Raw genomic sequence first — 25,051 nt, forward strand, 5'->3', positions numbered from 1 at the left:
ACGAATTAAGAACCGGGGAGCCAATTGGCTGAGAGGATGTAAGTATACATCGACCCTCAACCTGATCTGGATAATGCCAGCGTAGGGAGTTACTTTAAAGTGATGTAGCATAAGTTATTATAGAATAACTTGTATACAAGGCTTTCCTACATGGTAGGAAAGCCTTTTCTTTTTTGGGAAACATATTTTATAAGGGGGATTTTATTATGTCACAACAAGTTACAATGTCATTTTCAGTAGTACCGCAAGCAAAAACAAAAGATGTATATTCTGTTGTTGATAAAGCAATTGAAGTTGTACAACAATCGGGAGTTCGTTATGAAGTAGGAGCAATGGAAACAACGTTGGAAGGAGAATTAGATGTACTTCTTGATGTCGTGAAACGTGCGCAGCAAGCTTGCGTCGATGCTGGAGCTGAAGAAGTGATTACTTCTATTAAAATCCATTATCGTCCAAGCACTGGTGTAACGATAGATGAAAAGGTTTGGAAGTACCGTGATGAATATGCAAAACCAGAAGCAATCTAAACTTATTACAACAATTTGGCTTATCCTTCTCATTGTGATATGGGAAGGATCTGTTTCATTATTTAAAATCGAACCGTGGATTTTACCAAAGCCTTCTGCCATTGTTCAAGAATTAATTGGAATGAAGGATTTACTATTACCAAATACGATGCAAACACTGCAGGAAGTTATAATCGGACTATTTTTTGCGATTTTACTTGGGACGAGCATTGCAATTATTATGGACGTGATACCTTTATTTCGTATTTTAATAAATCCGTTGCTCGTTATTTCGCAAACGATTCCAATCGTTGTACTTGCACCGTTATTTATTATTTGGTTTGGATATGGGATGTTGCCGAAAGTAATGGTCGTCATACTCGTTTGTTTCTTCCCAATTGCGCTTAGTATTTTAGAAGGTTTTCAAACTGTAGATAAAAATATGTTGAAATTGTTGCAAACAATGAAAGCAACGAAATGGCAAGTTTACCAGAAAGTAAAGTTTCCGGCAGTGCTCCCATACTTTTTCTCGGGTTTAAAAATTGCAGTTACATATAGCGTGATGGGGGCAATTATCGGAGAATGGCTCGGTGCAAGTGAAGGGTTAGGGGTTATGCTTACGAGAGCTACAAAATCCTTTTTAACTGCTCGAGTATTTGGTGTTGCAGCAATTATCGTCATGGTGACATTATGCCTGTATTTTATCGTGGAGTTTATGGCAAGAATAACAGCACCATGGATATATAGAAAGGACGGCAGAAAATGAAAAAAGGTTTAAAAATTATGTTAGCTGCTTTATTAGCAGTAAGTGTGGCTGGGTGTAATCCGGCGAAGAAAGAAGAAAGTGCAAGTAAAGATAAAAAAGTAAAAGTTGTTTTAGATTGGTTTCCAAATACGAATCATACTGGCTTATATGTAGCGAAAACGAAAGATTATTACAAAAAACAAGGGCTTGATGTAGAAATTATCCAGCCTGGTGATAATGTAACAGCAGAGCAGATGATTGCTTCTGGGAAAGCAGATTTTGCGATAAGTGCACAGGAAAATGTAACATTAGCTCGTGTTGAAGGAATCCCAGTTGTTTCTGTTGGTGCAATTATTCAGCATAATACCTCTGCTTTTGCATCACTAAAAAAAGATAATATGACGTCACCGAAAGACTTTGAAGGTAAACGTTATGGCGGCTGGGGAGGACCAGCAGAAGAAGCGACGTTAAAAACAATTATGGAGAAAAATCAAGCTGATTTTAATAAAGTCGAAAAAATCATCTTAGGACAAACAGACTTCTTCAAATCAATCGGTCGTGATGCGGACTTTGAATGGATTTATTATGGATGGGATGGCATTGAAGCGAAGCGTCAAGGAAAAGAGTTAAATACGATTATGGTGAAAGACTTAGATCCAGCGCTTGATTTCTATAGTCCTGTTATTATTACGAGTGAAAAACATACGAAGCAAGATAAAGACTTCGTGAAAAAGTTTATGACTGCAACGACAGAAGGTTATAATTTTGCAATTAAAGAGCCGAAAGAAGCTGCTGATATTTTAATTAAAGCTGTTCCAGATGTGAATAAGGAATTAGTACAAGAAAGTCAAAAGTGGTTAAGTACGAAGTATCAAGATGATGCAAAAGCGTGGGGAGTACAGAAGGAAGAAGTTTGGACGAATTACATGAATTTCTTATACGACAACAAAGTTATTAAAAAGAAAATTGATGTAAAAGATGCTTTTACAAATGAATTCCTTCCAAGTGAAAAATGAGCGGATTACAAATAAAAGATATTGTGAAATCTTTCGATGGAAAGAATGTATTAGCAAATATTAGTGCCTCTATACAGGAGGGAGAGTTTGTCTCTTTTGTCGGTCCAAGTGGTTGTGGGAAAAGCACATTGTTAAATATGATTGCGAGTGTTGAAGAGCCAACGAGTGGAGAGGTATTTTATAACGAGGAACATGTGAGAAAACAAGATGTTGTAAGCTATATGCCACAACAAGATTTATTATTACCGTGGCGATCGGCTTTACAAAATATTGTTCTTCCATTAGAAATTGAGGGGAAATCTAAAAAACAAAGGTTAACAGAAGGAATGGAAGCATTAAAGCAGTTTGAGTTAGATGAATATGCGGATCATTATCCTGATGCATTATCTGGTGGTATGCGCCAAAGAATTAGCTTTCTTCGTACATACTTATGTGAGAAGCCAATTATGCTACTTGATGAGCCTTTTGGAAAATTAGATGCATTTACAAAAATGGAAGTACACAGTTGGCTTTTAAATTCTTGGCATCAAGAAAAGCAAACAATTGTTATGGTTACACACGACTTAGATGAAGCAATTTTGCTTTCTGATCGCGTATTTATTTTATCTCAAAGACCAGCATCAATAGTTGGTGAAGTGCAAGTGAAATTACCTCGTCCTCGAACGATGGATATGTTAACATCATTGGAGTTAAAGAAGGATAAGGAAGAAATTTTAAGTGTATTAGCTCCTTATATGAAAAAATAGAAAAAGTCTTTTAACAGTTTTAATCGTTTCACATGAGCTTCTTTCTATGAAACGTGGATAACGAAAGTATGGAATATCGAAGAATGGAACGTTTAAAAATAATCACAAAGAAAAGGCCGTAGCTTATATAAGCTACGGCCTTTTCTTTGTGATTAACATGATTTTCGAGAACTCTTACATGAGAATTGTATGAAGAAGCACTCTTATGGTGCGCTTATAAGCGTGCTTTTTCTGCGATTATGTTTATATTTATAATAATATTAGACGCCTTTCCCTAATAGGCAACTATCTTTTTTGTATATATAGATAGCTTGAAATGGAATAAAAATTATTCCTATATATAAAGAATAAGGTGATTAGTATGGGAAGACAATAGAAATTAAAGGAAATTCATGTAAAATTCAGATGAACTTCACGCAAACTTCATATTGAAAACTAAATATAATTATAATCGGTTATTGTAATTTTAATTTGTGATTTTTCGCAAAATTTAAAGTTTGAATTTAGGAAAAATTATTCAAACCTAAATTCAAACTTTAGTGAAACAATTAAAGAATGTTACGTCTAGTTTTCGCTAATAACGGCATTTAAAAGTTCGGCAGGGTTACCTGTTCCTGCACCTCCTATTGTAATGGATCCACCAGGAGGAATTTCACCGTTCCATCCGGCATTTGTAATTACATAATGATTATTTGTTTTACTACTAATTTTAGAATCCCAAACTTGTGTTAAATTGCCGTTATAATCAAATTCTAACTTCCAGTTTTTAATAGGGCTTGTGCCGTTATTTTTAATTACAATTGAGAAGTTATAGCCACTTCCCCAATTTGAAGTAACTGAAAATGTAGCCTTACCATTACCATCAGGAGGCGTTGTGTTAGCATCATCAGTTTTTACAATAATAGAATTAGGTTGTGATTTATTCCCGGCAGCGTCCTTTGCTAGTATTGAAAAAGTGTATTCCGTATTAGGTTTCAAATTTTTAATTGTAATGCTATTTGATGTTGTACTCCATTTTTCTTCCCCAGCAGTAACTTCATATTCAGTAACTCCCACATTATCAGTAGATGCAGTCCAGCTTAATTGGACTGAGCTTGAGGTTTTATTAGTAACCACAATGTTTTTTACGTTCGTTGGTGATTCAGTATCTTTTTGACTGATAGGTCCACCAAGTAATTCGGTTACTAACGTATCAAGCAATTTTGGACCACTACAGCTATATTTTGGACTTGTGCGACAGTCACCACTAAGTTCCCAAAACATTGCTCCACTTAAACCTTTCGTTTTTATATAATCTGTTTTATATTTCATAGATTCATTGTCATCGTAGCTAATAAATGTGTCTGTAGTAGCATTGTATAAATAAGGTACTTTAGCTGTATCATTCCAATAGCGTACAAAACCATTTTTGTTTACGTAATTCGCTGCTAAATCACCGTAATCATAAACACCCGTATCACCAGTAGAATAATCATCCCAAGTACCTTTAGATGCTAGTTTGCCATCACTACCTGGTTTACATGGTTGATATTGCCCATTATTATCTTTTCCACAACTTTTCCAACCACGTCCGTAAAATGGTACGCCTAATACGAGTTTATCAGCTGGTACACCTTCATTTTTATAAACGTCAATAGCTCCATCTACGTAAAATTTCGTATCAGCTGCTGGATCATTCGGATCTTTATATAATGCGGCATTATGGTTAGAAGTTGCTTCCCAACCGCCGTGGAAATCATATGTCATAATATTAATCCAATCGAGTATTTGAGAGATTTTCTTTAACTCTGTATGATCGGCATAACGTTGACTTGCCCCTGAAGCAATTGTTAATAAATATTGTTTTCCATCTTCAGTACCGGCTTTATTTAAAGCATTTCGGACATCTTGAAGAAGGAGCGTGAAATTTTGTTTATCTTCAGGACGGTAACTACCACCAGGAATCGTTTCAACACCTGGATATTCCCAGTCTAAATCGACGCCGTCAAATCCGTATGCACGTAGGAAATCGACTGTTGATTCTGCGAATACTTTTCTAGTTTTTTCATCAGCTGCCATATCAGAAAATCGATTAGACCAAGTCCAGCCTCCGACGGAAATAATGGTTTTTAAATGAGGGTATTTAGCTTTTAGTCGTTTTAATTCTCCGAAGTTGCCACAACGGGCATATTTATCACAATCTTCCCAAGTTGTACCTGATCCTGGATAAGATTTTGTGACATCAGCCCAGGGCTCACCTAATACGAGAGTACCATTAGGAACTTCTTTATTTTGCAACGGTACACCAGATTCTTTACAGTTCCATGTTTGTTTATTTGGATTATCGGGATGTGTAGAAGGATTTCCATGTTTTCCATTCCAGCAAATATCAGCAAACGCATAGTTTAAATGAGTGAGCTTTGATGCATCGATGTCTGCAACTTGATAATTACGTCCGTAGATGCCCCACGAAGGAAAGTACCCAATAATTTTTTGGTTTTGCGTTGGTGAATTTGCTGATGCGAGATTTGGAGTAATAAAATTTGCGAGAAAAAGAGGTAAGAAGAGTAGTAGAGATAGCAATAGTAATGTGAATTTTTTTGACCTCATAGTCATTTCCCCTTTCAAGGTAAAAGATATATTTAAAGGCATTTGCCGATAAATCAAAGTGAATCTAGACGTATGAAACGTCTAGATAAAAATGATCAGACATCACGAAGTCTATACAAGGGAGCTGGGGTGATTAAATCGTAACAAATGTAAGATTTAGTGTAAACGCTTTATTGTATGAAGAAAGACTTTCTCAATACAAAAAGGCTTTAATACAAACTGCATATGAAAATGAAAGACCGGTGAGGAAGAAAATAGCTTATTATAAATAAATTTGAGAAAAAATTGTATGAAGTCAACTTGTAATGGTGTGGTAAGATGGTGAAATTTCATATAAAATAATAGTAAAAATATGTAAGTGAGAGGATAGTGTGGATGTGTTTTTGAACATTGCTGAAGAAAAGGTTCGACAAGCAATCTGGAATGGTGATCTGGATTATATTTCGAGAAAAGGAAAACCACTACAATTAGAAGATCTTTTAATGGTACCTCTAGAGTTAAGGATGAGCTATAAAATTTAAAAAATGCGGGAATGATTCCAGCAGAAATGGAATTACAAAAGATATATTAAAAATAGAAGATTTAATTGCTTGCTGTTATGATGAAGTAGAGAGGAAAAAATTACAAGAAGGGTTAACAGCAAAAACGTTGTGTTTTCAGCAGGTAATGGAAAAGAGAAAGATAGTTCAGCATTTCGTAAATTAAGTTAAGAGGGATAAGATGAATACATTTGAAACGATAGAAGAATTAGCAACATATATTGAAGAACAGCAATTAGTACTTCTATTTATTAAAACAGAAAATTGTGGTGTTTGTGATGTCATGTTAAGGAAAGTAAATTACGTATTAGAGAATTATGATTACGTAGAGAAAATAGAGATATTACTACAAGACATGCAAGAAGTTGCGGGGCGATATGCAGTATTTACAGGGCCGACAATTTTGTTATTTCATAATGGAAAAGAGATCCTTCGTGAATCGCGCTTTATTTCACTTGAAAATTTAGAGAGAACCATTCAATTATTCGAGAATTAGGGAGGTTTTTATATGGAATTTATTATTGTCATACTATTATTTGTTGTCATTGGAATAATTGTAATAGCTGTTCGATCAAACAAAAAGAAAGTAAACCTTACGAAACAAAATAACATACATAATTCGTCTAATAACTCATCACCGCTTTTTTTCTTTGCTGGATCTGATAATAATGACAGCTCACATGATAGCAGTTCACATGACTGTGGAGGGTCTTTTGGAGGAGATAGTGGAGGTAGTTGCGGTGATTGATAAGAATACGCCTTATATAGGCGTATTTCTTTTTTAAACAAACGTTTGATTAGTTGGCTTACATACGCACACTAACAGTTAAATAAACGTTTGTTTAATATTTTTAACATGATAAGGAGAATGGAAATGGGAAGGGAACCGAAAATGAAAAATAAAGGGAAAGTAGCATTGTTTTTATTAGTTGCTGGAGGTGTATTTCTTGTTAAACTTGGATTTAAATTTGGAACAATACATATGATCCGAACTTGGTTTGAAAGTACGTTTTCGTAAATAAGGAATATAGCCTCTTGCGAAAGAGGTTTTTCATTTGTTATCATTAGACTGAACGGTCGGTTTAAAGAGGTGTGAGTATGAGAAAAAGCGCAGAAGAGATAAAGAAGGAAATTGCATACAAAGCAGAAAATCTGTTTTCACAAAAAGGCTATGCAGCCACATCTATGGAAGATATTTGTGAAATTACAGAGCGAAGTAAAGGGAGTATTTATTACCATTTTAAAAGTAAAGAAGAATTATTTTTATTTGTAGTAAAACAGCATACGTATGATTGGCTTGAAAAATGGAATGAAAAAGAGAAGTTGTATAGTACTAGTATTGAAAAATTATATGGTCTCGCAGAATATTATGTAGAGGATATACAACAACCTATTTCGAGTGCAATAGAGGAATTTTCTATGAGCCAAGTTGTGAGCAAAGAGGTTCTAGATGAATTATTAGCTTTAACTAGAGAATCATATGTTATGTTTGAGAGATTAATCGAAACAGGTATACAGTCTGGAGAGTTTCGTGAAGAAAATGCGCGCGATTTGATGTATATTGTACATGGCTTATTATCAGGGCTTGGAGTGCTTTACTATGAGCTAGATTATAACGAGTTAAAGCGAGTTTATAAAAAGGCAATAGATGTATTGTTAAAAGGGATGGCAGCTGAATAATAAGTCAGCGGCTTTTCTTTTAAAATGAATTAGACCGAATGGTCGGTTTATAAAAGGAGGAGCGGAAATGAAAGCTTTATTTAAAAATCGAGCATTTATGCTCGTTATGGCATCCGATATTTTACAACAATTTGCGATTTGGATCAGAAATATGGCCCTATTGTATTTCATAATGGAGCGGACGAATAATGATCCAGTTTCAGTCTCACTATTATCGGTCATGGAATATGCACCTATTTTTATTTTTTCTTTCATTGGTGGCGCGTTAGCAGATCGCTGGAACCCGAAAAGAACAATGGTTGCTGGGGATGTGTTAAGTGTACTGTCTATTATAGGGATTGTTTTATTGTTAAAGATTGATTACTGGCAGGCAATATTTTTTGCGACACTCGTTTCCGCAATTGTAGGTCAGTTTTCTCAGCCTTCATCTTCACGCATATTTAAGCGCTATGTAAAGGAAGAACAGGTAGCAAATGCGATTGCATTTAACCAAACATTACAGTCATTGTTTATGATTTTCGGACCAGTTGTAGGATCGCTTGTGTATACACAACTTGGTTTATTTACGTCACTATATAGTTTAATCATTTTATTTTTATTATCTGCTATCGCCCTTTCATTTTTACCGAAATGGATTGAACAAGAGCAAGCAGTGAAGGGATCATTAAAAAATGATATAAAAGAAGGATGGAAATACGTTCTTCATACGAAAAATTTACGTATGATTACGATCACTTTCACAATTATGGGCTTAGCTGTTGGATTAACGAATCCATTAGAGGTGTTTCTTGTAATAGAACGTCTTGGAATGGAAAAGGAAGCAGTTCAATATTTAGCAGCAGCGGATGGAATAGGTATGCTAATCGGTGGTATTGTTGCTGCGGTTTTCGCTTCAAAAGTAAATCCGAAAAAGATGTTTGTATTTGGTATGAGTATATTAGCAATCTCATTTTTAGTCGAAGGGTTGTCCACATCATTTTGGATTACTAGTTTGATGCGATTTGGAACAGGTATTTGTTTAGCTTGTGTTAATATCGTTGTCGGTACGCTTATGATTCAACTTGTACCAGAAAATATGATTGGAAGAGTAAATGGAACCATTTTACCAATGTTTATGGGGGCAATGTTAATTGGAACATCACTAGCTGGAGGATTGAAGGAAATGACTTCATTAGTTATTGTATTTTGTATAGCGATGTCACTTATTTTATTAGCGATTGGACCAGTTCTACGCATGCAAATAAATAAAGAAGATGTCGCTAATAAAGAGGAACTAACAAATTCGTTAGCCTCGAAATAACCATTGTAAGGGAGCAGAATTGCTCCCTTTTCTTGTGGCAGTCTTTTGACAATGAAATGTACCGATTATATACTAATGTTGTAAAAACGATTTTACATGTTAGGAGAAAAGATGTGAAAAATCAAATTTATGAATTACGCACTGAAAATAATATTTCACAAGGTGCATTAGCTGATAAGTGTAGCGTATCAAGACAGACGATAAATGCAATTGAGAATAATAAATATGATCCAAGCTTAGCGTTAGCTTTTCGTTTAGCGGAAGTATTGGGAACAACTGTTGATAAACTATTTTTGTATAAGCTGTAGGGGAAAGAGAAAATAAGTCTTTTAGTTACGACATTAGTAGTTATAAGTATGCTAGCATTTGCACTTTACTATTGGTTAATTGAACTTCAAGTAAACTGGTATGCACTATTTATTTGTAGCATCGCATAATGTTGAAGGGCAAATGAGGAGAAGAAAGATTTAGAAAAACATGTATGAAAAACAAGTGCAAATGTTACATATTATGTACGCATTGTATTTATTTTTTGGTTTTTTTTCGCATCGGTAGGTTTTAATAAATGGATAGATTTTCATGATGTACCGCTTTTACTTACGTTATGTGCCGCTAGAGTTGTAAAGCCAGCTGTAGAGTTTTTACTTGTAAAGCGTTATCGTTAAAAATAAAGAAAGATCCTCTTCTTGTGTGAAGGGGATCTTCTTTTTATAGCGTTTTAGTTTTCGGATTAGGTGGTGTAACGGGTGTATCATTTTCAGGAACTCTAGTTAATAAGAATCCACCTATAATAAACAATACGATAATACTAAGGACACCAGCGTTTGTTTTTCCCGTTAATTGCGTTGTAACACCGACTAATACTGGACCCATGATCGCGGCAAACTTGCCAAATATATTATAAAATCCGAAGAATTCATTTGCCGATTCTTTAGGTACTAGTTTTGCAAAATAGGAACGACTAAGTGCTTGAATACCACCTTGAGAAGTGGCAACTAACATTGCTAAAATCCAGAAATCGAGTGTCGTTTTTAAGAAATAAGCATATGTGCAAATGATGATATAAATAATAATACCAACATATAGCATTTTTTTCCCTGTAAATGTTTCTGATAATTTTCCGTATAATAAAGCGAATGGACAAGCTACAATTTGTGTGACAAATAAGATGATTAATAGATTCGTTGCACTAATACCGAGATCTGTTCCGTAAGCGGTAGACATAGTAATAATTGTATCGACCCCGTCAATGTAGAAGAAATAGGCGATTAGGAACATAAAGACTGTTTTATATTCTTTAATATTTTTAAAAGTATCAGCAAGGCGTTTGAAGCTCATTGCAATTGGTCTTGGATGGCGTTCAATATAATGTGTTTGCTCTACGTTTTTTAGCATTGGAATTGTAAATAATCCCCACCAAAGAGCTGTTATTGCGAATGAAATTTGACTGGCAATGCCGACTGATAAAGGGATAGTGCCTTTTTGAGCAAGAATAATAAGAGCGATACAACCGATAAAAGGAATTGTGCTCCCAATATAGCCTAATGCAAAGCCTCGTGTAGAAATTCGATCCATTCTATCTTTAGAGGTAACATCTACTAAAAATGCATCATAAAAAATGTTTGCTCCAGCAAAACCGACTAGTGCTAGCATATAGCAACCTAGTAATAAGTACCACTGGGATGTTGGGACGACTGCTAGCATACTTGTAAATACGATGCCGAGTCCAAAGAAGAATGTGAAAAATCGTTTTTTAAACCCTTTATAATCAGCAACTGTGCCGAGAATAGGAGCAAGTATAGAAATTAAAAGTGTAGCGAATGAGTTTGCATATCCCCAATATGCTGTTGAAGTTGCACCAGATAGTCCAGCTTCTTTTGCAGCTGCTTTAAAGTAAATTGGGAATAGTGCAGTTGTAATGACGAGCGAATATACCGAATTCGCCCAATCATATAATATCCAGCTTTTTTCTTGTCTGGACATTTTTTTCATATAATGTTCCCCCTTAAATTGTTCTACTAACAGTGTACAAAAATAAAAATTATAAAAAGAGAAACAGTGATGATTTTTACATAACTTTTACAAATATACACAGTTCTTTACAATTGTAGTAAATCCTCTATAATGGATCCGTCTGTTTCGCCTAAGTGCAAACCGAGTAATCTTGCGATAGTCGGACCTTCATCAATAAGTCTCATATACGGGATTGTAACGCCACTTTGAATACCTTTTCCAGCAGCGATAAAAATTGTTTCATAGTTAGGCTTTGTTGGGGAGTAACCATGAGTTCCAAATGTATATTTTTTACTAGAAGTAACATCTTTTTTAGTAATTTCTTTTATAAAATCACCGGTATAATTTTCAGTGAAATAATACCCCTCTTGTGCTTCCAACATAAATAAACAATTACCATCTGCACCGGATTCTTTCGCCGCTTCATCATGAAGTATAAATTCAATGCCATTTTGTTTATTTTGAAGCAGTTCTTCAAGAAGTAGTTGTACTTCCCGAATGGTATCCGTATCGTTTTTGTCTTTCACATATACATAGGCAGAACCGTCGCAACTTTGACAGTAGGCCTTCCAGTCTACTAATTTACCTTCTTTATTTAGAGATATAAGCTCTTTTTGATGGAATAGCACATTTAATTGAATTGATTTGTTTTCACTTAAAGCGCTATGATCACCAAGGGCAATAATTGTACTTTCTTCGTATATTCCACTTTCTTTTAATGCATGAATAATTTTTCCTAGACGTTCGTCGTGCCTATGGATAGCTGCTATTGTTTCGTTAGATTCAAAGCCATGATAGTGTCTTTGTGTGTCTAAATCAGTGAAATGCACAAACATGACATTAGGCCTTTTTGTAAGGATTGTATGTACAGCAGAAGCAAGAACGAAATCATCGAGTTCAGGTTGTGATAATCCATTTCGTATATGACCGAACCGTCGATTTAAATCTAATTGGTATAGCGGGCTACCGCTAAATAATGAAACTAAAATTTGATTTTGCCACGGTCTATTTGGAAAGATTTCCGGTAAATTGTAATCAATGTTTGCTCTTCCAGTAACAGGCCAAAGAAGGGCTGCTGTCGTTAAATTTGCTTTGCGTGCTTCATCATATAATGTTGTTCCTTTTATCGATTTCCGGTACCAATGCCAATCTGGTGATTCACGTCCTGGTTGAAGTAAAGTATTGGTAACAACACCATGTTTATTAGGGTAGTTTCCAGTAACGATTGTTGAGTGGCTTGGATATGTTACAGAAGGATAAATTGGTTCTACTTTTTCTACAACCGCGCCCTTTTTTATTAGAGATTGGAAGTTAGGTAATTTTTGTAGTATAGGAAAATCTAAAGCTGATAAACAGTCGAATGATAAAATAATGACACGATTAGTTAATGCTTTATCCATAAAGTAATCCTCCTAATTATATAAAACCTATTCTTATATATTACTATTAATACCTAGTAATAAAAATATGTTTCTGAATAAAATTTATTATTTATTTTCAGAAAAATTAAACATATAATAAGTATAAGGGATTGAATGAAAGGAGGGAATACTATGGACTGGCTAGATGGATTTGGTATTTTTTACATCATTGGTGGAATCACGATTCTCCTAGTATTTGCTATTTCATATTTACTAAAGAAACGTTTTCCAGACAAACAGTTTGATATTATATTTTCACTTAGTTTAGTACTTCTTTGTTTAGCTTTCTTTCCTGTAACAATGATAGCTATTGGTGGGTGGGAAGGAATGGGATATGGATTTATTTGTTTCTTCGTTCTACTTGGTACACTTATCGGTATGGTTGCACATCAACTTGTGAAAATCGTTCGAAAGAGCTACGTATAAAACTACAAAAAATGAAAAGAATATATAAAAATAAGAAAATTAGCTATTGTTTTAAAAAAGAATTTGTATTATGATAATCAACAAATTTATTTCGTTATAACGCTGAAAAAGGACTAGTACATGTCCAACCTTTTTTGCAGAGAGAGAATCCGTTTGGCTGAAAGATTCTTAAAGGGCGATATGGAACCTACCTTTGAGTTCTGCATATGCAGCGGGAAATTCCCGTTATCAAAAAGAGAGCATATACAATTTTTGTGTATGAATCAGGGTGGTAACGCCGGCAAAGCTCGGTCCCTATTTAGGGGCGCGGGCTTTTTTGTATTTTCTAAAAGGAGGAAGACTGACTATGGCAAAAGAACAAGTGCAAGCCATTACGAAGATGGAAGAGGACTTTGCGCAGTGGTATACCGATATTGTAAAAAAAGCTGAACTTGTTGACTATTCAAGTGTAAAAGGGTGTATGATTCTGCGTCCGTACGGTTATACCTTATGGGAGAATATGCAGAAAGTGATGGATGAAGAGTTAAAGGAAACTGGTCATGAGAATGTGTATATGCCAATGTTTATCCCAGAGAGTTTATTGCAAAAAGAGAAGGATCATGTTGAAGGATTTGCTCCTGAAGTAGCATGGGTTACGCATGGCGGGGATGAAAAGTTAGCGGAAAGACTTTGTGTACGTCCTACATCGGAAACTTTATTCTGTGAGCATTTCTCAAAGATTGTTCAATCATATAATGATTTGCCAAAGTTATATAATCAGTGGTGTTCAGTAGTTCGTTGGGAAAAGACAACGAGACCATTCCTTCGTACGACTGAATTTTTATGGCAAGAAGGCCATACGATTCATGAAACGGCAGAAGAATCGCAAGCTGAAACGTTAAATATTTTAAATCTATATGCCTCTTTCTGTGGGGAATACTTAGCGATACCAGTAATTAAAGGACAAAAAACAGAAAAAGAAAAGTTTGCGGGAGCGAAGGCAACTTATACGATTGAAAGTTTAATGCATGATGGAAAAGCACTTCAAACAGGAACATCTCATAACTTTGGAACGAATTTCTCTGAAGCATTTGATATTAAGTTTTTAGATCGTAACGGTAAGTGGCAATATGTACACCAGACTTCGTGGGGTGTATCAACGAGAATGATAGGTGGACTTATTATGGTCCATAGTGATAATAACGGACTTGTAATGCCGCCCAAAGTCGCTCCAGTACAAGTTGTTATTGTACCTATTGCTCAGCATAAAGAAGGTGTGTTAGAAAAAGCAACAGAGTTACAAGGACGTATTCAGAAGGTTGCGCGTGTAAAAATAGATGCTAGCACTAAAACACCGGGCTGGAAATTTAATGAGTATGAAATGAAGGGAATTCCAATTCGATTAGAAGTGGGTCCAAAGGATATTGAAAAGAATCAAGTTGTACTTGTAAGAAGAGATACGAAAGAAAAAGAATGTATATCAATGGATCAATTAGAAGAACGCATTCCATCATTACTGGAGGAAATTCATCATTCTTTATTTAATAAAGCAAAAGTATTTCGCGATGAGAATACGTATAGTGTGACGAATTTCGAAGAGATGAAAAAAGCAGCTGATGAAAAGCAAGGGTTTATTAAGGCGATGTGGTGTGGAGAACTAGCTTGTGAAGAGAAATTAAAAGAAGAAGTTGGAGTATCTTCACGTTGTATGCCTTTTGAGCAAGAACATTTAGCTGACGAATGTATTTGCTGTAGTAAAGAAGCAAAGCACATGGTCTATTGGGGAAAAGCATATTAATACGCTTTCTGATAGATGCCAAAAGGACTTTGGGTTGCATAATAAACTGCAATCCAAAGCCCTTTTTAGTTTTATATTGGTTTCATGTATTTTTTAGATGGAAGGATGTTGGTCTTTATTTTGCATTTTTACGGCGAATAAACAATAACATACCAATTAGGAATGTTGAAAGTCCTATTAAAATAGATGCAGGATAATGTGCTGCAGTATTAGGTAACTTATCACCTTGTTTTGTCGCATTATCTTTTACGTTACCACCTTGTGAACTGCTATCCCCTTTAACTCGATTGCCATCTTGGGAGCCTTTGCCATCTTGCAAACTGCTATCGCCCTTAACTCGATTGCCACCAGAACCGTTGCCACTAGAGCCGTTGCCACCGGAACCACTGCCATCAGAACCGTTGCCACCGGAACCATTGCCATCAGAACCGTTGTCACCAGAACCGCTACCGCCAGAACCGTTGCCATCAGAGCCGCTGCCACCAGAACCGTTACCACCAGAACCACTGCCACCAGAACCACTGCCATCAGAGCCGCTGTCACCAGAGCCGCTACCACCAGAACCGTTGCTACCAGAGCCGCTGCCACCAGAACCACTGCCATCAGAGCCGCTGCCACCAGAACCGTTACCACCAGAACCACTGCCACCAGAACCACTACCATCAGAGCCGCTGCCACCAGAACCGCTGTCATCAGAACCGCTACCACCAGAACCGTTGCTTCCTGGAGGTTTATTATTATCTTTTGAGTTTCCTTCTGCTAAATGATCGCTGTTTTGTACAATAGCGTTTGTTGGAGAGAAGTTTTCCGTGGCTGCATTACCGATATTCAAGCCGCTAAAAAAAGATAAAGAAAGTGTTGATGCTAAAATGAAGATTTTCGTCATTGTTTTCCTCCTGAAAAATTAATATTCCATCTAAAATACATCCCTTTGTAATATTTCATAGGAGATATAGTTTTATGCAAAAAACTATATAGATAAGATGTTCACAAATTTTATGGCTATATTTAGATATTCAAAATAAATATTTCGGAATGATATGTTAAGATTAATAGTAAGAAGAATAAAAAAGGGAGGGCTGAAGAATATAGGATTTCTTATATTCTTATAAAAAATTATGAAACAAACAACAAAACAAATAATAACAGGTACATTTCTAGCGACAGCAACATCTTTTATTTCGACGCATGCCTTTGCAGAAAGTGATAATTTAGCGACAGTAAATGCAACAAATTTAAATATACGTGAACAACCTACAACTCAAGGGAAAGTTATAGGAACAGTAAAAAAGGGAACAAATGTACAAGTTTTAAGTAAGGAAAAAGAATGGGCTAAAATTTCTCATGATGGAAAAGAGGGGTATGTCACATTACAATTTTTAGGATTTTCGAATGGAAATCCAAACGTTGAACAAAAACAACAATTAACGATTAATAATGGACAAAAAGAAGAGGGAATTGTTACGGCAACTCGTTTGAATGTACGTAATAGTCCAACTCTAGGTAGTTCAATGATTGGCTATGTTCAAAAAAATGAAAAAGTAACGGTATTAGGAAAAGCGAACGGCTGGGCAAAGATTGAATATAAAGGAAAAGAGGGATATGTATCTTTAGAGTTTTTAAAATTTGGAGATGCAATTCAAACACCTGACACTTCTGGCCAAAAGCAACTGCAACCAACAATCAAAAATGGAGCACAAGAAGTAGGAACAATCAATGCAACAAGCTTACGAGTAAGAAGCGCAGCGAATACAAGTAGCTCGGTTTTAGGGAACCTAAGAAATGGTGAAAAAGTAACAGTACTAGGAAAAGCGAATGGTTGGGCAAAAATAAGCTATCAAGGAAAAGAAGGGTATGTATCGTTAGAGTTTGTGAAAATTGATGGCAACACAGAAGAGATAAAAAAGCCGGAACAACCGAAAACATCAGATGCAACGATTAAAAATGGAACGCAAGAAGTAGGAACGATCAATGCGACAAGTCTCCGAGTAAGAAGCGCGGCGAATACAAGTAGCTCGGTTCTAGGAAACTTAAAAAATGGTGAAAAAGTAACAGTACTAGGAAAAGCAAATGGCTGGGCGAAAATCAGCTATCAAGGAAAAGAAGGGTATGTGTCGTTAGAGTTTGTGAAGTTAGAAGCAGGAAAACAAGAAGAAAAGCCAGCGGAAAACATTACGAATGGAACGCAAGAAGTAGGAACGATTAATGCGACAAGTCTCCGAGTAAGAAGTGCGGCAAATACAAGTAGCTCAGTTCTAGGAAACTTGAAAAATGGTGAAAAAGTAACAGTACTAGGGAAAGCAAATGGCTGGGCGAAAATCAATTACCAAGGAAAAGAAGGGTATGTGTCGTTAGAGTTTGTGAAGTTAGAAGCAGGAAAACAAGAAGAAAAGCCAGCGGAAAACATTACGAATGGAACGCAAGATGTAGGAACGATCAATGCGACAAGTCTCCGAGTGAGAAGTGCGGCGAATACAAGTAGCTCGGTTCTAGGAAACTTAAAAAATGGTGAAAAAGTAACAGTACTAGGAAAAGCAAACGGCTGGGCGAAAATCAATTACCAAGGAAAAGAAGGGTATGTGTCGTTAGAGTTTGTGAAGTTAGAAGCAGGAAAACAAGAAGAAAAGCCAGCGGAAAACATTACGAATGGAACGCAAGAAGTAGGAACGATTAATGCGACAAGTCTCCGAGTAAGAAGTGCGGCGAATACAAGTAGCTCGGTTCTAGGAAACTTAAAAAATGGTGAAAAAGTAACAGTACTAGGAAAAGCAAACGGCTGGGCGAAAATCAATTACCAAGGAAAAGAAGGGTATGTGTCGTTAGAGTTTGTGAAGTTAGAAGCAGGAAAACAAGAAGAAAAGCCAGCGGAAGACATTACGAATGGAACGCAAGAAGTAGGAACGATCAATGCGACAAGTCTCCGAGTAAGAAGTGCAGCGAATACAAGTAGCTCGGTTCTAGGAAACTTAAAAAATGGTGAAAAAGTAACAGTACTAGGAAAAGCAAACGGCTGGGCGAAAATCAATTACCAAGGAAAAGAAGGGTATGTGTCGTTAGAGTTTGTGAAGTTAGAAGCAGGAAAACAAGAAGAAAAGCCAGCGGAAGACATTACGAATGGAACGCAAGAAGTAGGAACGATCAATGCGACAAGTCTCCGAGTAAGAAGTGCGGCGAATACAAGTAGCTCGGTTCTAGGAAACTTAAAAAACGGTGAAAAAGTAACAGTACTAGGAAAAGTAAATGGCTGGGCGAAAATCAATTACCAAGGAAAAGAAGGTTATGTGTCGTTAGAGTTTATAACGATTGGTAAAGATTCCATAGATCCAACAAACCCAACAAACCCTGGACAGGTAACAGAAGAACGAGCAGTTGTAAATGCATCTTTATTAAATGTACGTAAAGGTCCATCAACAGGTGCGGCAGCTGTCGGTCATTTGAAAAATGGAGAGACTGTTACGATCATAGGAAAAGAAAATGGCTGGGCAAAAATCCGTTTTAATGGCGGAGAGGGTTATGTTTCGTTACAGTTCTTAAAAGTTAAACAAGGTTCGTCTTCTTATGAAATTGTTACCTCATCACAAAAGGTTCAAAAACCAAATGAAGCGGAAGCAACACAAATTATGCAGAATATGAAAGAAGATGCTTACATTAAAAGTGACGGTAAAGTTGTAAATATGAAGCAAGGTTTCGTTCGTGCAAATGGTGTTATTAATATTTATGATATTACGACGGGTAAAAAGCTCACATATGTAAAGGGTGGAGCTGACCTGAAATTTGTAAAAGCTGTTGATGATCGTATTCATGTCCAAATTGATGGTATGACAGGTTATGTGAATATAAATGATGTTACATTACATCCGACAATGACTGGTGAGAAAACGTCGTATTATGCAACTAAAAATGGCAAGTTATATCATTATGTATACAATCCGGAAAATGGTAAACATGCAACGTATCAAATTGGTAATGCTCCGAAACATTTAAAAGAAGGAGAGCGTTACGAGGCTTTTGATAAGAAGCAAATTGGAGGACAAGATAGTTATCAATACTTTGAGTATATGCCACTTCGTGCAACATCTACTTATACAGGAGATGAAATTGATAATTTCTTACGTAAATCGAATGCAAAGAGTCCACTTATTGGATTAGGAAAATATTTTGTAAGTGCAGCAGAGAAATATAAGATGAATGCCGGTTACTTAGTGTCACATGCAATTTTAGAATCAGGATGGGGAACAAGTCGTATCGCGCAAGATAAGAAAAATTTATTTGGCTTTAGAGCGGTAGATTCAGATCCATATAATGGTGCAACTGGATTCAAAACATGGGAAGAAGGTATTGATTTTTGTGCGGCATATATAGATAAGCATTACTTAAATCCAAGTGGAAATACATATAATGGTGGAAACTTAGGAGATAAGGCACAAGGAATGAACGTCATGTATGCAAGTGATGAAAATTGGGGACAGCAAATTGCCTCGCTTATGTATAGAATTGATGCAATGAATGGAAGTAAAGATTTAAATAAATATCGACTTGGAACGTTAACGGCAGGTTCTCCGATATTCAAAAGTATGGCTGAAGGTCAGACTGGAATGACATCTCGCAACATTATGGTAGCCATTAAGAAAACAGTTAATACACCACAAGGATCGTATTATGAAATTGTTTCGGATAATAAAGAATACAACAGTGTCTACGTAAAAGCTGGATCTGTAAATCTTGTGAACTCTTATTAAAGGAAAACATCATCATTTCAATGCAGAAAAGTGAAGTTCATAATGTTAGAGGAAGTGACAGTGTGAAAAAATATATCGCATTTGATATTGGTGGTACACAGATTAAATATGGGATTATTTCAAAATCTGGGATATTACTAAATCACGAAACTACATTAACAGAGGCCCATTTAGGTGGGGAACAAATCGTTCAAAAGATTATTAGCTTGGCGGAGCAATTAATGAATGAACATGTTGTTTCTGGAATCGGTATTAGTACAGCCGGAATTGTAGATATTCATAGAGGAATCATAACTGGCGGCGTGGATCATATTCCACGCTATGCTGGTATTCCTATTATTGATAGATTACAAGCTGTATTAAAAGTTCCTATATCCATTGAAAATGATGTCAATTGTGCTTTGTTTGGAGAGATGTGGCAAGGTGTTGGAAGAAATGAAAATAATTGCATTATGCTTACCCTTGGAACGGGAATAGGGGGAGCTATTGTTATTAATAAAAAACTGTACAGAGGTCATTCATTTAGTGCTGGTGAATGGGGCAATATGTTGATCGAAGGGAAACAATTTGAAGAGGTTGCCTCGATTTCAGGGTTAATTTCTCTTGTGCGGAAGTATAAAGGTAGCGGGAATTGGAACGGTGAAAAAATTTTTGAATTATATGATCAGAAGGATAAAGAAGTTATACATGCCGTTCAAATATTCTTTAAACATTTAGCCATTGGAATTAGTAATCTTGCTTATATCTTCAATCCAAAAGTAATTATTATTGGTGGAGGGATTACTAATAGAGGTAATCGATTTTTAGAAGAAGTAAAGGAAGAGGTACGAAAATATTTAAATCCTGAGATTTATAGTAATTGCGAGATTAAAATCGCACAAAATCGTAATCACGCAGGAGTGATTGGTTCGATTTACCACTTCTTACATCAATATAAATAAATGATATAGGTGTTTTCATATAATTGAGAATTTATTCTTTTTCTCAATAGATAAATAATGCTACAATATAAGAGAAGAATACAATATTTTCCGATTAGGAAAATGCTTTGTAGAAAGGAAGAAACTTCATGCCTATTATTTTAGAAAAAGGACAAAAGATCGATTTAACGAAAGGACAACCGAGAGTAGCAAAACTACAGGTTGGCTTAGGCTGGGATCCAATTGGGCAATCAGGTGGGTTTCTGTCTTCATTATTTGGAAGTAAACCAAATGTAGATTGTGATGCATCAGTTGTTATGTTAGAAGGAGAGCGTTTTTTAAATAAAAATGATTTAGTTTACTTTGGAAACAAACTTTCTACTTGTGGTAGTATTATTCATTCAGGAGATAATTTAACAGGTGAAGGCGCTGGTGACGACGAAACAATTTTCGTAGAATTACATAAAGTTCCGAGCCGTATTAATCGTTTAGTATTCGTTGTAAATATTTATGACTGTGTAAATCGTCGTCAAGATTTTGGGATGATTCGTAATGCATATATTCGTATTCAAAACCCGCAAACAGGTGAAGAATTAGCACGTTATAACTTGTCAGATAACTATGCTGGCAAAACGACTCTAATTGCAGGAGAAATGTACCGACACGGAAGTGAGTGGAAGTTTTCAGCGGTTGGAGAAGGAACACAAGATAAAAATTTAAGTGAGATTGTATCACGTTATCAATAAAATAAACCGAGGAGGAATTGTATATGGCATCAATTTCGTTGAAAAAGGGACAAAAGGTAGATTTAACAAAAACGAATCCAGGTCTTTCAAAAGTTCTTGTAGGACTTGGTTGGGATACGAATCGTTATGACGGACAAAACGATTTCGATTTAGATGTTAGTATTTTCTTAGTAGGTGCGAATGGTAAAGTTTCAGGCGCAGAGGATTTCGTCTTCTACAATAATCCAAAAGGTGCGAATGGTGCTGTAGAGCATTTAGGAGATAACCGCACAGGCGAAGGTGAAGGCGATGACGAATCAATTAAAGTAGATTTGAAAAATGTTCCTGCTCACATCGAACGTATTTGTTTCACAATTACAATTTATGATGGAGAAGGCCGTAGCCAAAACTTTGGACAAGTTTCTAACGCTTTCGTACGTATTCTAGATGAAGAGAAAAATGCAGAATTAATTCGTTACGATTTAGGAGAAGACTTCTCTATTGAAACAGCGGTAGTAGTGGGTGAATTATACCGTCATGCAGGTGAATGGAAGTTCAATGCAATTGGAAGTGGATTCCAAGGTGGATTAGGTTCTCTATGTAATAACTTTGGTTTAGATGTAGAGTAATAGATTTATATATCCATCGGTGAAACGCATGTTTACTGATGGATATATTTTTAAAGATTAAAATATAGAGGTGAATATAAATGGTTATTCAGTTACAAAAAGGACAGAAGATCGATTTAGGTAAGACAAGCCCTGGTTTAACAAAAGCGGTAATTGGTCTTGGGTGGGATATTAAATCTTATGATGGTGGATCTGATTTCGATTTAGATGCATCGGCATTTCTATTAGATGCGAACGGAAAATGTACGAAGGAAACTGATTTTATTTTCTATAACAATTTACAGTCTCCTTGTGAATCTGTTCTGCATACAGGAGATAACCGTACAGGTGAAGGTGAAGGCGATGATGAGCAACTTGTTGTCGATTTGAAGAAAGTTCCAGCAGATGTACATAAAATTGCAATCACAGTTACAATTTATGATGGTGAAGGCCGTAATCAAAACTTTGGACAAGTCGGAAACGCATTCGTTCGTTTAGCGAATGAGGAAACAAACGAAGAAGTTCTTCGTTTTGATTTAGGGGAAGATTTCTCCATTGAAACAGCAGTTGTCTTTTGTGAATTATACCGTCATAATGGACAGTGGAAGTTTAATGCAGTAGGAAGCGGTTTCCAAGGTGGATTAGGTGCGCTTGTAAGAGCGTATGGCTTGGATGCATAAGAAGGGAAACGACATTCGTTTCCTTTTTTTGACCTTTCTATAAATCTAGCAAAGAATAGGGGATAAAGGTAAGATGAGCATTTTGCAAGAAATCATTAATACGTATGCTCAGTTTTTCGACTTAGATATGTGGATTAAAGTGTTGCAAGATCCAGTATCTTGGGGATTAATTGGTACACTTGTTGTACTTGAAGGGTTACTATCTGCTGATAACGCACTTGTGTTAGCGGTAATGGTAAAACATCTTCCGGAAGAGAAACGTAAAAAAGCATTATTCTACGGACTTATTGGAGCTTATGTGTTCCGCTTTATTGCGATTGGAATTGGAATGTTCTTAATTAAATTATGGTGGGTAAAACTTCTTGGTGCGCTTTACCTTGCTTGGTTATCAGTGAAATACTTTATTGATAAGCGTAAAGGTGCAAGTGAAGAAGAGGAAGCTCATGGTATGAATCAAAATAGTATTCTCTTTAGAATGTTCGGTGTCTTCTGGGGAACGGTTGCGATGGTTGAATTAATGGATATCGCGTTCTCTGTAGATAGCGTACTTGCTGCATTTGGTGTATCAAATGAAGTTTGGATTTTACTATTAGGCGGAATGCTCGGTATTTTAATGATGCGTGGTATTGCTGGCGTATTTTTAAAATTGTTAGAGCGTATTCCAGAATTAGAAACAACAGCGTATATTTTAATTCTAATTATTGCAGCGAAAATGTTATTGTCTCTAATTGATATTCACATTAGTCATACACTGTTCTTTATTATTTTACTTGTAGCATTTGGAGCAACATTTATAATTCACTACATGAAGAATTCTGGACAGGCTAAAGAAGAAGTTGCAGCTACTAAAAATAATCATAAATAATTGAAATGGGTTTGCTCGTTATGCGAGCGCCCATTTTTTATAACTAAAAATAGTTTATAATAGAAGAGAGACTTTATAAAAACGTAAATGTTTTTGGAGGTGAACTGTTGTGTTTTCACGTTTTACACTTCAACCATGTGCATTAAAAGAAGAATCAGATTTAAAACAATTTGAAGCGCTTTTAGAAAAACGCCCACAATATGAACTGACAGAGAATGAAATGAAATTTAGTTATATAGCAACGCGTATTCTTGGTGTTCCTAATGATGTAGATGAATATTTCAATGATTTATTTGATTATAGTGAAGCAAAAGGGATTGAGGTTTTGCATGAACAAAATTTAAATAAGGTGATTGATTCCGAAAAACTGCGTCATATTCAAGAAGTTTTTGCGTTACATCAAGAAGCACCAAATGGACTTACAGTAAATAGGCTTGTAGCCCATTTGTCTGGAAAGCAACTATTACCGCAAGTAGACAATCCTGATTTGCAACATTATATACATACGACGTTTATTTCTGTATTGAAATTGTATGAGAAACAACATAATCAATCTTTAAAGACAGAAGGATTCCGTCGTTTCTTAATCGATATGATTAAGTTAAGTGAGAATTATGTAACGAAGTGGTTTTCTACGATTAATTATAAGAAACAAATGCCGCGTATCATTTGGTATGGTGATGCACAGGAAAGTCGTATATATTTCTTATACTTTCTTATTATGCTCGGCTGTGATGTACTTTATTATCACCCGGAAGGAAAAGATGGCTTTGAGAATATCGATGAAGCGGGAAGAACTTTTGTTGTGTCTCATTCAAGCCGTATTTCTCTTGAACCATTTCCCGATCGTCGTCGCGAACGCGTCGCAACAGTAGCGTACCAAGCTTCAAAGGAAATTGAGCAAGTACTTCACCATGATAATTCACTACTGTATAAGCCGTGGCAATTCCGTTCGTATACACCTGTAGCACGTACATTAAAAACGACATATGATGAACTCTTTTTAATTACGAAAGAAAAGTCGTTTGTACGCCCAACATTCTTTGTTGAAAATAAACACATTTATATCCCTTCTTTATTTGCAAAAATATCAGGCGTTTCAAAGAACGATAAAGAATATTTTCAACGATTAAAGGCAGTTACATCATTCGATAACAGTTTATTAATTAATACATTCCCGTTTACGAAAGAACAAAAAGCGAATTTCCAATATCATTACCGAGATGCATTGGACCGCGGAGGAAAGTTACACCCGGATTTAATTATGAATAGCCATTGGTGGCCGCATAAGCGTTTACCGGAAGGTTTACAGCATGGTATTGCAGAGGCAATCATCCATACGTGTGAAAGTGAAATGTGTAAACCAGTTGGGAAAGAGATGAAACAAGAGGTAGCACTATATGTTTTCGCGCAGCTCTCTCAAATACCACCGAATATTTTAGAACAGCTTGAGAAATTTGATTATTCACAAGATGTACCGAAAATTGTTATATTTAATAATGAGAAGAGTGGAGAATTAACTCGTTCCGATGCTGTTTTACTACTATTTTTAAATCAAATTGGAGTAGATGTATTCCATTTCAATCCAACGGGGAGAAACGATATTGAACCGTATATTGAAGCAGGCGCATTTGATTCACATTGGCTTGAGGAAGTTAATTTTGATCTTGAGTTTCATGGTTCATCAGCCTATAAAAATTTATCACAAACAATAAAAGGACTATTTCGTCCATTTTTATAAGGAAAGGGAGAATAC

General features: G+C 35.8%; 23 protein-coding genes, 2 pseudogenes, 1 riboswitch and 1 other annotated feature. Of the genes and pseudogenes, 21 read left to right on the forward strand and 4 right to left on the reverse strand.

Features of this window, described 5'->3' with window-relative positions; genetic code table 11:
- Window positions 1-3: 3 nt before the first annotated feature.
- Window positions 4-105: riboswitch (TPP riboswitch) on the forward strand.
- A gap of 101 nt (window positions 106-206) precedes the next feature.
- The 4 genes from MHH42_RS02190 to MHH42_RS02205 are packed head-to-tail and all read left to right on the forward strand — an operon-like array spanning window position 207 to window position 3,013.
- The gene (locus MHH42_RS02190; RefSeq protein WP_000082906.1) at window positions 207-527 is read left to right on the forward strand and encodes an MTH1187 family thiamine-binding protein; all 321 of its coding nucleotides are present in this window, start codon (window positions 207-209) and stop codon (window positions 525-527) included.
- Window positions 499-1,272: an ABC transporter permease gene (locus tag MHH42_RS02195; RefSeq protein WP_016107454.1), complete on the forward strand. Its 774-nt coding sequence runs from the start codon at window positions 499-501 to the stop codon at window positions 1,270-1,272. Before MHH42_RS02190 ends, MHH42_RS02195 begins: the two co-directional genes overlap by 29 nt.
- On the forward strand, window positions 1,269-2,267 hold the full coding sequence (locus MHH42_RS02200; protein WP_016107455.1) for an ABC transporter substrate-binding protein: 999 nt from the start codon (window positions 1,269-1,271) through the stop codon (window positions 2,265-2,267). The genes MHH42_RS02195 and MHH42_RS02200 overlap by 4 nt, the downstream gene beginning before the upstream one ends.
- Complete coding sequence (locus MHH42_RS02205; protein WP_000016055.1) at window positions 2,264-3,013, forward strand: ABC transporter ATP-binding protein; 750 nt, start codon at window positions 2,264-2,266, stop codon at window positions 3,011-3,013. Before MHH42_RS02200 ends, MHH42_RS02205 begins: the two co-directional genes overlap by 4 nt.
- Window positions 3,014-3,577: 564 nt before the next feature.
- On the opposite strand, the gene MHH42_RS02210 is transcribed toward MHH42_RS02205, so the two are convergent.
- On the reverse strand, window positions 3,578-5,602 hold the full coding sequence (locus MHH42_RS02210) for a glycosyl hydrolase family 18 protein (RefSeq protein WP_097854202.1): 2,025 nt from the start codon (window positions 5,600-5,602) through the stop codon (window positions 3,578-3,580).
- Window positions 5,603-5,973: 371 nt separating this feature from the next.
- Between MHH42_RS02210 and MHH42_RS02215 the strand changes: the two are divergent.
- From MHH42_RS02215 to MHH42_RS02250, 8 genes and pseudogenes are all read left to right on the forward strand, one after another.
- Window positions 5,974-6,307 (forward strand): annotated as a pseudogene (locus tag MHH42_RS02215) (DnaJ family domain-containing protein).
- Between the two features lie 15 nt (window positions 6,308-6,322).
- Window positions 6,323-6,637, forward strand: coding sequence for a thioredoxin family protein (locus tag MHH42_RS02220; protein WP_001091216.1), 315 nt, complete (start codon window positions 6,323-6,325; stop codon window positions 6,635-6,637).
- Window positions 6,638-6,649: 12 nt separating this feature from the next.
- A complete protein-coding gene (locus MHH42_RS02225; RefSeq protein WP_016107457.1) occupies window positions 6,650-6,889 on the forward strand; it encodes a hypothetical protein in 240 nt (79 codons plus the stop codon).
- Window positions 6,890-7,015: 126 nt separating this feature from the next.
- On the forward strand, window positions 7,016-7,159 hold the full coding sequence (locus MHH42_RS02230; protein ID WP_016107458.1) for a hypothetical protein: 144 nt from the start codon (window positions 7,016-7,018) through the stop codon (window positions 7,157-7,159).
- Window positions 7,160-7,239: 80 nt separating this feature from the next.
- Window positions 7,240-7,821 carry a TetR/AcrR family transcriptional regulator gene (locus MHH42_RS02235; RefSeq protein ID WP_001231936.1) on the forward strand — a complete coding sequence of 194 codons (582 nt, stop codon included), beginning with the start codon at window positions 7,240-7,242 and terminating at the stop codon, window positions 7,819-7,821.
- A 67-nt stretch (window positions 7,822-7,888) separates the two neighbouring features.
- Window positions 7,889-9,121 carry an MFS transporter gene (locus MHH42_RS02240; protein ID WP_000645356.1) on the forward strand — a complete coding sequence of 411 codons (1,233 nt, stop codon included), beginning with the start codon at window positions 7,889-7,891 and terminating at the stop codon, window positions 9,119-9,121.
- A gap of 56 nt (window positions 9,122-9,177) precedes the next feature.
- Complete coding sequence (locus tag MHH42_RS02245) at window positions 9,178-9,429, forward strand: helix-turn-helix transcriptional regulator (protein ID WP_080001328.1); 252 nt, start codon at window positions 9,178-9,180, stop codon at window positions 9,427-9,429.
- A 48-nt stretch (window positions 9,430-9,477) separates the two neighbouring features.
- Window positions 9,478-9,786, forward strand: a pseudogene (locus MHH42_RS02250) (hypothetical protein).
- 43 nt (window positions 9,787-9,829) lie between these two features.
- Here MHH42_RS02250 and MHH42_RS02255 read toward each other — a convergent pair.
- Window positions 9,830-11,113 (reverse strand): MFS transporter, encoded by a 1,284-nt coding sequence (locus tag MHH42_RS02255; RefSeq protein WP_000738837.1) that lies wholly within the window; start codon window positions 11,111-11,113, stop codon window positions 9,830-9,832.
- 107 nt (window positions 11,114-11,220) lie between these two features.
- The gene (locus tag MHH42_RS02260; protein ID WP_000356455.1) at window positions 11,221-12,534 is read right to left on the reverse strand and encodes an alkaline phosphatase family protein; all 1,314 of its coding nucleotides are present in this window, start codon (window positions 12,532-12,534) and stop codon (window positions 11,221-11,223) included.
- Between the two features lie 153 nt (window positions 12,535-12,687).
- Here MHH42_RS02260 and MHH42_RS02265 point away from each other — a divergent pair, with 153 nt between their 5' ends.
- Complete coding sequence (locus tag MHH42_RS02265; protein ID WP_000383863.1) at window positions 12,688-12,981, forward strand: YesK-like family protein; 294 nt, start codon at window positions 12,688-12,690, stop codon at window positions 12,979-12,981.
- 93 nt (window positions 12,982-13,074) lie between these two features.
- Window positions 13,075-13,280, forward strand: a binding site (T-box leader).
- A gap of 47 nt (window positions 13,281-13,327) precedes the next feature.
- Window positions 13,328-14,758 carry a proline--tRNA ligase gene (proS, locus tag MHH42_RS02270; RefSeq protein ID WP_340892854.1) on the forward strand — a complete coding sequence of 477 codons (1,431 nt, stop codon included), beginning with the start codon at window positions 13,328-13,330 and terminating at the stop codon, window positions 14,756-14,758.
- A 115-nt stretch (window positions 14,759-14,873) separates the two neighbouring features.
- Here the strand turns inward: proS and MHH42_RS02275 are convergent, their stop codons facing one another.
- The gene (locus tag MHH42_RS02275; protein WP_131202420.1) at window positions 14,874-15,644 is read right to left on the reverse strand and encodes an LPXTG cell wall anchor domain-containing protein; all 771 of its coding nucleotides are present in this window, start codon (window positions 15,642-15,644) and stop codon (window positions 14,874-14,876) included.
- A gap of 232 nt (window positions 15,645-15,876) precedes the next feature.
- Here MHH42_RS02275 and MHH42_RS02280 point away from each other — a divergent pair, with 232 nt between their 5' ends.
- The 7 genes from MHH42_RS02280 (at window position 15,877) to MHH42_RS02310 (ending at window position 25,036) form a co-directional block, all read left to right on the forward strand.
- Complete coding sequence (locus MHH42_RS02280; RefSeq protein ID WP_340892856.1) at window positions 15,877-19,497, forward strand: SH3 domain-containing protein; 3,621 nt, start codon at window positions 15,877-15,879, stop codon at window positions 19,495-19,497.
- Window positions 19,498-19,559: 62 nt separating this feature from the next.
- Window positions 19,560-20,438, forward strand: a complete 879-nt coding sequence (locus MHH42_RS02285) for an ROK family protein (protein ID WP_000759854.1) — start codon at window positions 19,560-19,562, stop codon at window positions 20,436-20,438.
- Window positions 20,439-20,566: 128 nt separating this feature from the next.
- Complete coding sequence (locus tag MHH42_RS02290) at window positions 20,567-21,163, forward strand: TerD family protein (RefSeq protein WP_001121599.1); 597 nt, start codon at window positions 20,567-20,569, stop codon at window positions 21,161-21,163.
- 23 nt (window positions 21,164-21,186) lie between these two features.
- Entirely contained in the window at window positions 21,187-21,771 is a 585-nt protein-coding gene (locus MHH42_RS02295) for a TerD family protein (protein WP_000146728.1), read from the forward strand.
- Window positions 21,772-21,851: 80 nt separating this feature from the next.
- Window positions 21,852-22,430 carry a TerD family protein gene (locus tag MHH42_RS02300; protein ID WP_000236645.1) on the forward strand — a complete coding sequence of 193 codons (579 nt, stop codon included), beginning with the start codon at window positions 21,852-21,854 and terminating at the stop codon, window positions 22,428-22,430.
- A gap of 73 nt (window positions 22,431-22,503) precedes the next feature.
- Window positions 22,504-23,295, forward strand: a complete 792-nt coding sequence (locus tag MHH42_RS02305) for a TerC family protein (protein ID WP_000025680.1) — start codon at window positions 22,504-22,506, stop codon at window positions 23,293-23,295.
- A gap of 109 nt (window positions 23,296-23,404) precedes the next feature.
- Entirely contained in the window at window positions 23,405-25,036 is a 1,632-nt protein-coding gene (locus MHH42_RS02310) for a YceG family protein (protein ID WP_000492834.1), read from the forward strand.
- Window positions 25,037-25,051 lie beyond the last annotated feature (15 nt).

This window comes from Bacillus sp. FSL L8-0099, assembly GCF_038006385.1.
Lineage (GTDB): Bacteria > Bacillota > Bacilli > Bacillales > Bacillaceae_G > Bacillus_A > Bacillus_A toyonensis.

Bases quoted from the DNA above. Each gene is read 5' to 3' on its own strand.
- MHH42_RS02255 (WP_000738837.1), bottom strand. From the start codon at position 11,113: ATGAAAAAAATGTCCAGACAAGAAAAAAGCTGGATATTATATGATTGG.
- MHH42_RS02205 (WP_000016055.1), top strand. From the start codon at position 2,264: ATGAGCGGATTACAAATAAAAGATATTGTGAAATCTTTCGATGGAAAG.
- MHH42_RS02305 (WP_000025680.1), top strand. From the start codon at position 22,504: ATGAGCATTTTGCAAGAAATCATTAATACGTATGCTCAGTTTTTCGAC.
- MHH42_RS02210 (WP_097854202.1), bottom strand. From the start codon at position 5,602: ATGAGGTCAAAAAAATTCACATTACTATTGCTATCTCTACTACTCTTC.
- MHH42_RS02220 (WP_001091216.1), top strand. From the start codon at position 6,323: ATGAATACATTTGAAACGATAGAAGAATTAGCAACATATATTGAAGAA.
- MHH42_RS02300 (WP_000236645.1), top strand. From the start codon at position 21,852: ATGGTTATTCAGTTACAAAAAGGACAGAAGATCGATTTAGGTAAGACA.
- MHH42_RS02275 (WP_131202420.1), bottom strand. From the start codon at position 15,644: ATGACGAAAATCTTCATTTTAGCATCAACACTTTCTTTATCTTTTTTT.
- MHH42_RS02290 (WP_001121599.1), top strand. From the start codon at position 20,567: ATGCCTATTATTTTAGAAAAAGGACAAAAGATCGATTTAACGAAAGGA.
- MHH42_RS02245 (WP_080001328.1), top strand. From the start codon at position 9,178: ATGTACCGATTATATACTAATGTTGTAAAAACGATTTTACATGTTAGG.
- MHH42_RS02195 (WP_016107454.1), top strand. From the start codon at position 499: ATGAATATGCAAAACCAGAAGCAATCTAAACTTATTACAACAATTTGG.
- MHH42_RS02240 (WP_000645356.1), top strand. From the start codon at position 7,889: ATGAAAGCTTTATTTAAAAATCGAGCATTTATGCTCGTTATGGCATCC.
- MHH42_RS02235 (WP_001231936.1), top strand. From the start codon at position 7,240: ATGAGAAAAAGCGCAGAAGAGATAAAGAAGGAAATTGCATACAAAGCA.
- proS (WP_340892854.1), top strand. From the start codon at position 13,328: ATGGCAAAAGAACAAGTGCAAGCCATTACGAAGATGGAAGAGGACTTT.
- MHH42_RS02260 (WP_000356455.1), bottom strand. From the start codon at position 12,534: ATGGATAAAGCATTAACTAATCGTGTCATTATTTTATCATTCGACTGT.
- MHH42_RS02190 (WP_000082906.1), top strand. From the start codon at position 207: ATGTCACAACAAGTTACAATGTCATTTTCAGTAGTACCGCAAGCAAAA.
- MHH42_RS02265 (WP_000383863.1), top strand. From the start codon at position 12,688: ATGGACTGGCTAGATGGATTTGGTATTTTTTACATCATTGGTGGAATC.
- MHH42_RS02280 (WP_340892856.1), top strand. From the start codon at position 15,877: ATGAAACAAACAACAAAACAAATAATAACAGGTACATTTCTAGCGACA.
- MHH42_RS02295 (WP_000146728.1), top strand. From the start codon at position 21,187: ATGGCATCAATTTCGTTGAAAAAGGGACAAAAGGTAGATTTAACAAAA.
- MHH42_RS02225 (WP_016107457.1), top strand. From the start codon at position 6,650: ATGGAATTTATTATTGTCATACTATTATTTGTTGTCATTGGAATAATT.
- MHH42_RS02200 (WP_016107455.1), top strand. From the start codon at position 1,269: ATGAAAAAAGGTTTAAAAATTATGTTAGCTGCTTTATTAGCAGTAAGT.
- MHH42_RS02230 (WP_016107458.1), top strand. From the start codon at position 7,016: ATGGGAAGGGAACCGAAAATGAAAAATAAAGGGAAAGTAGCATTGTTT.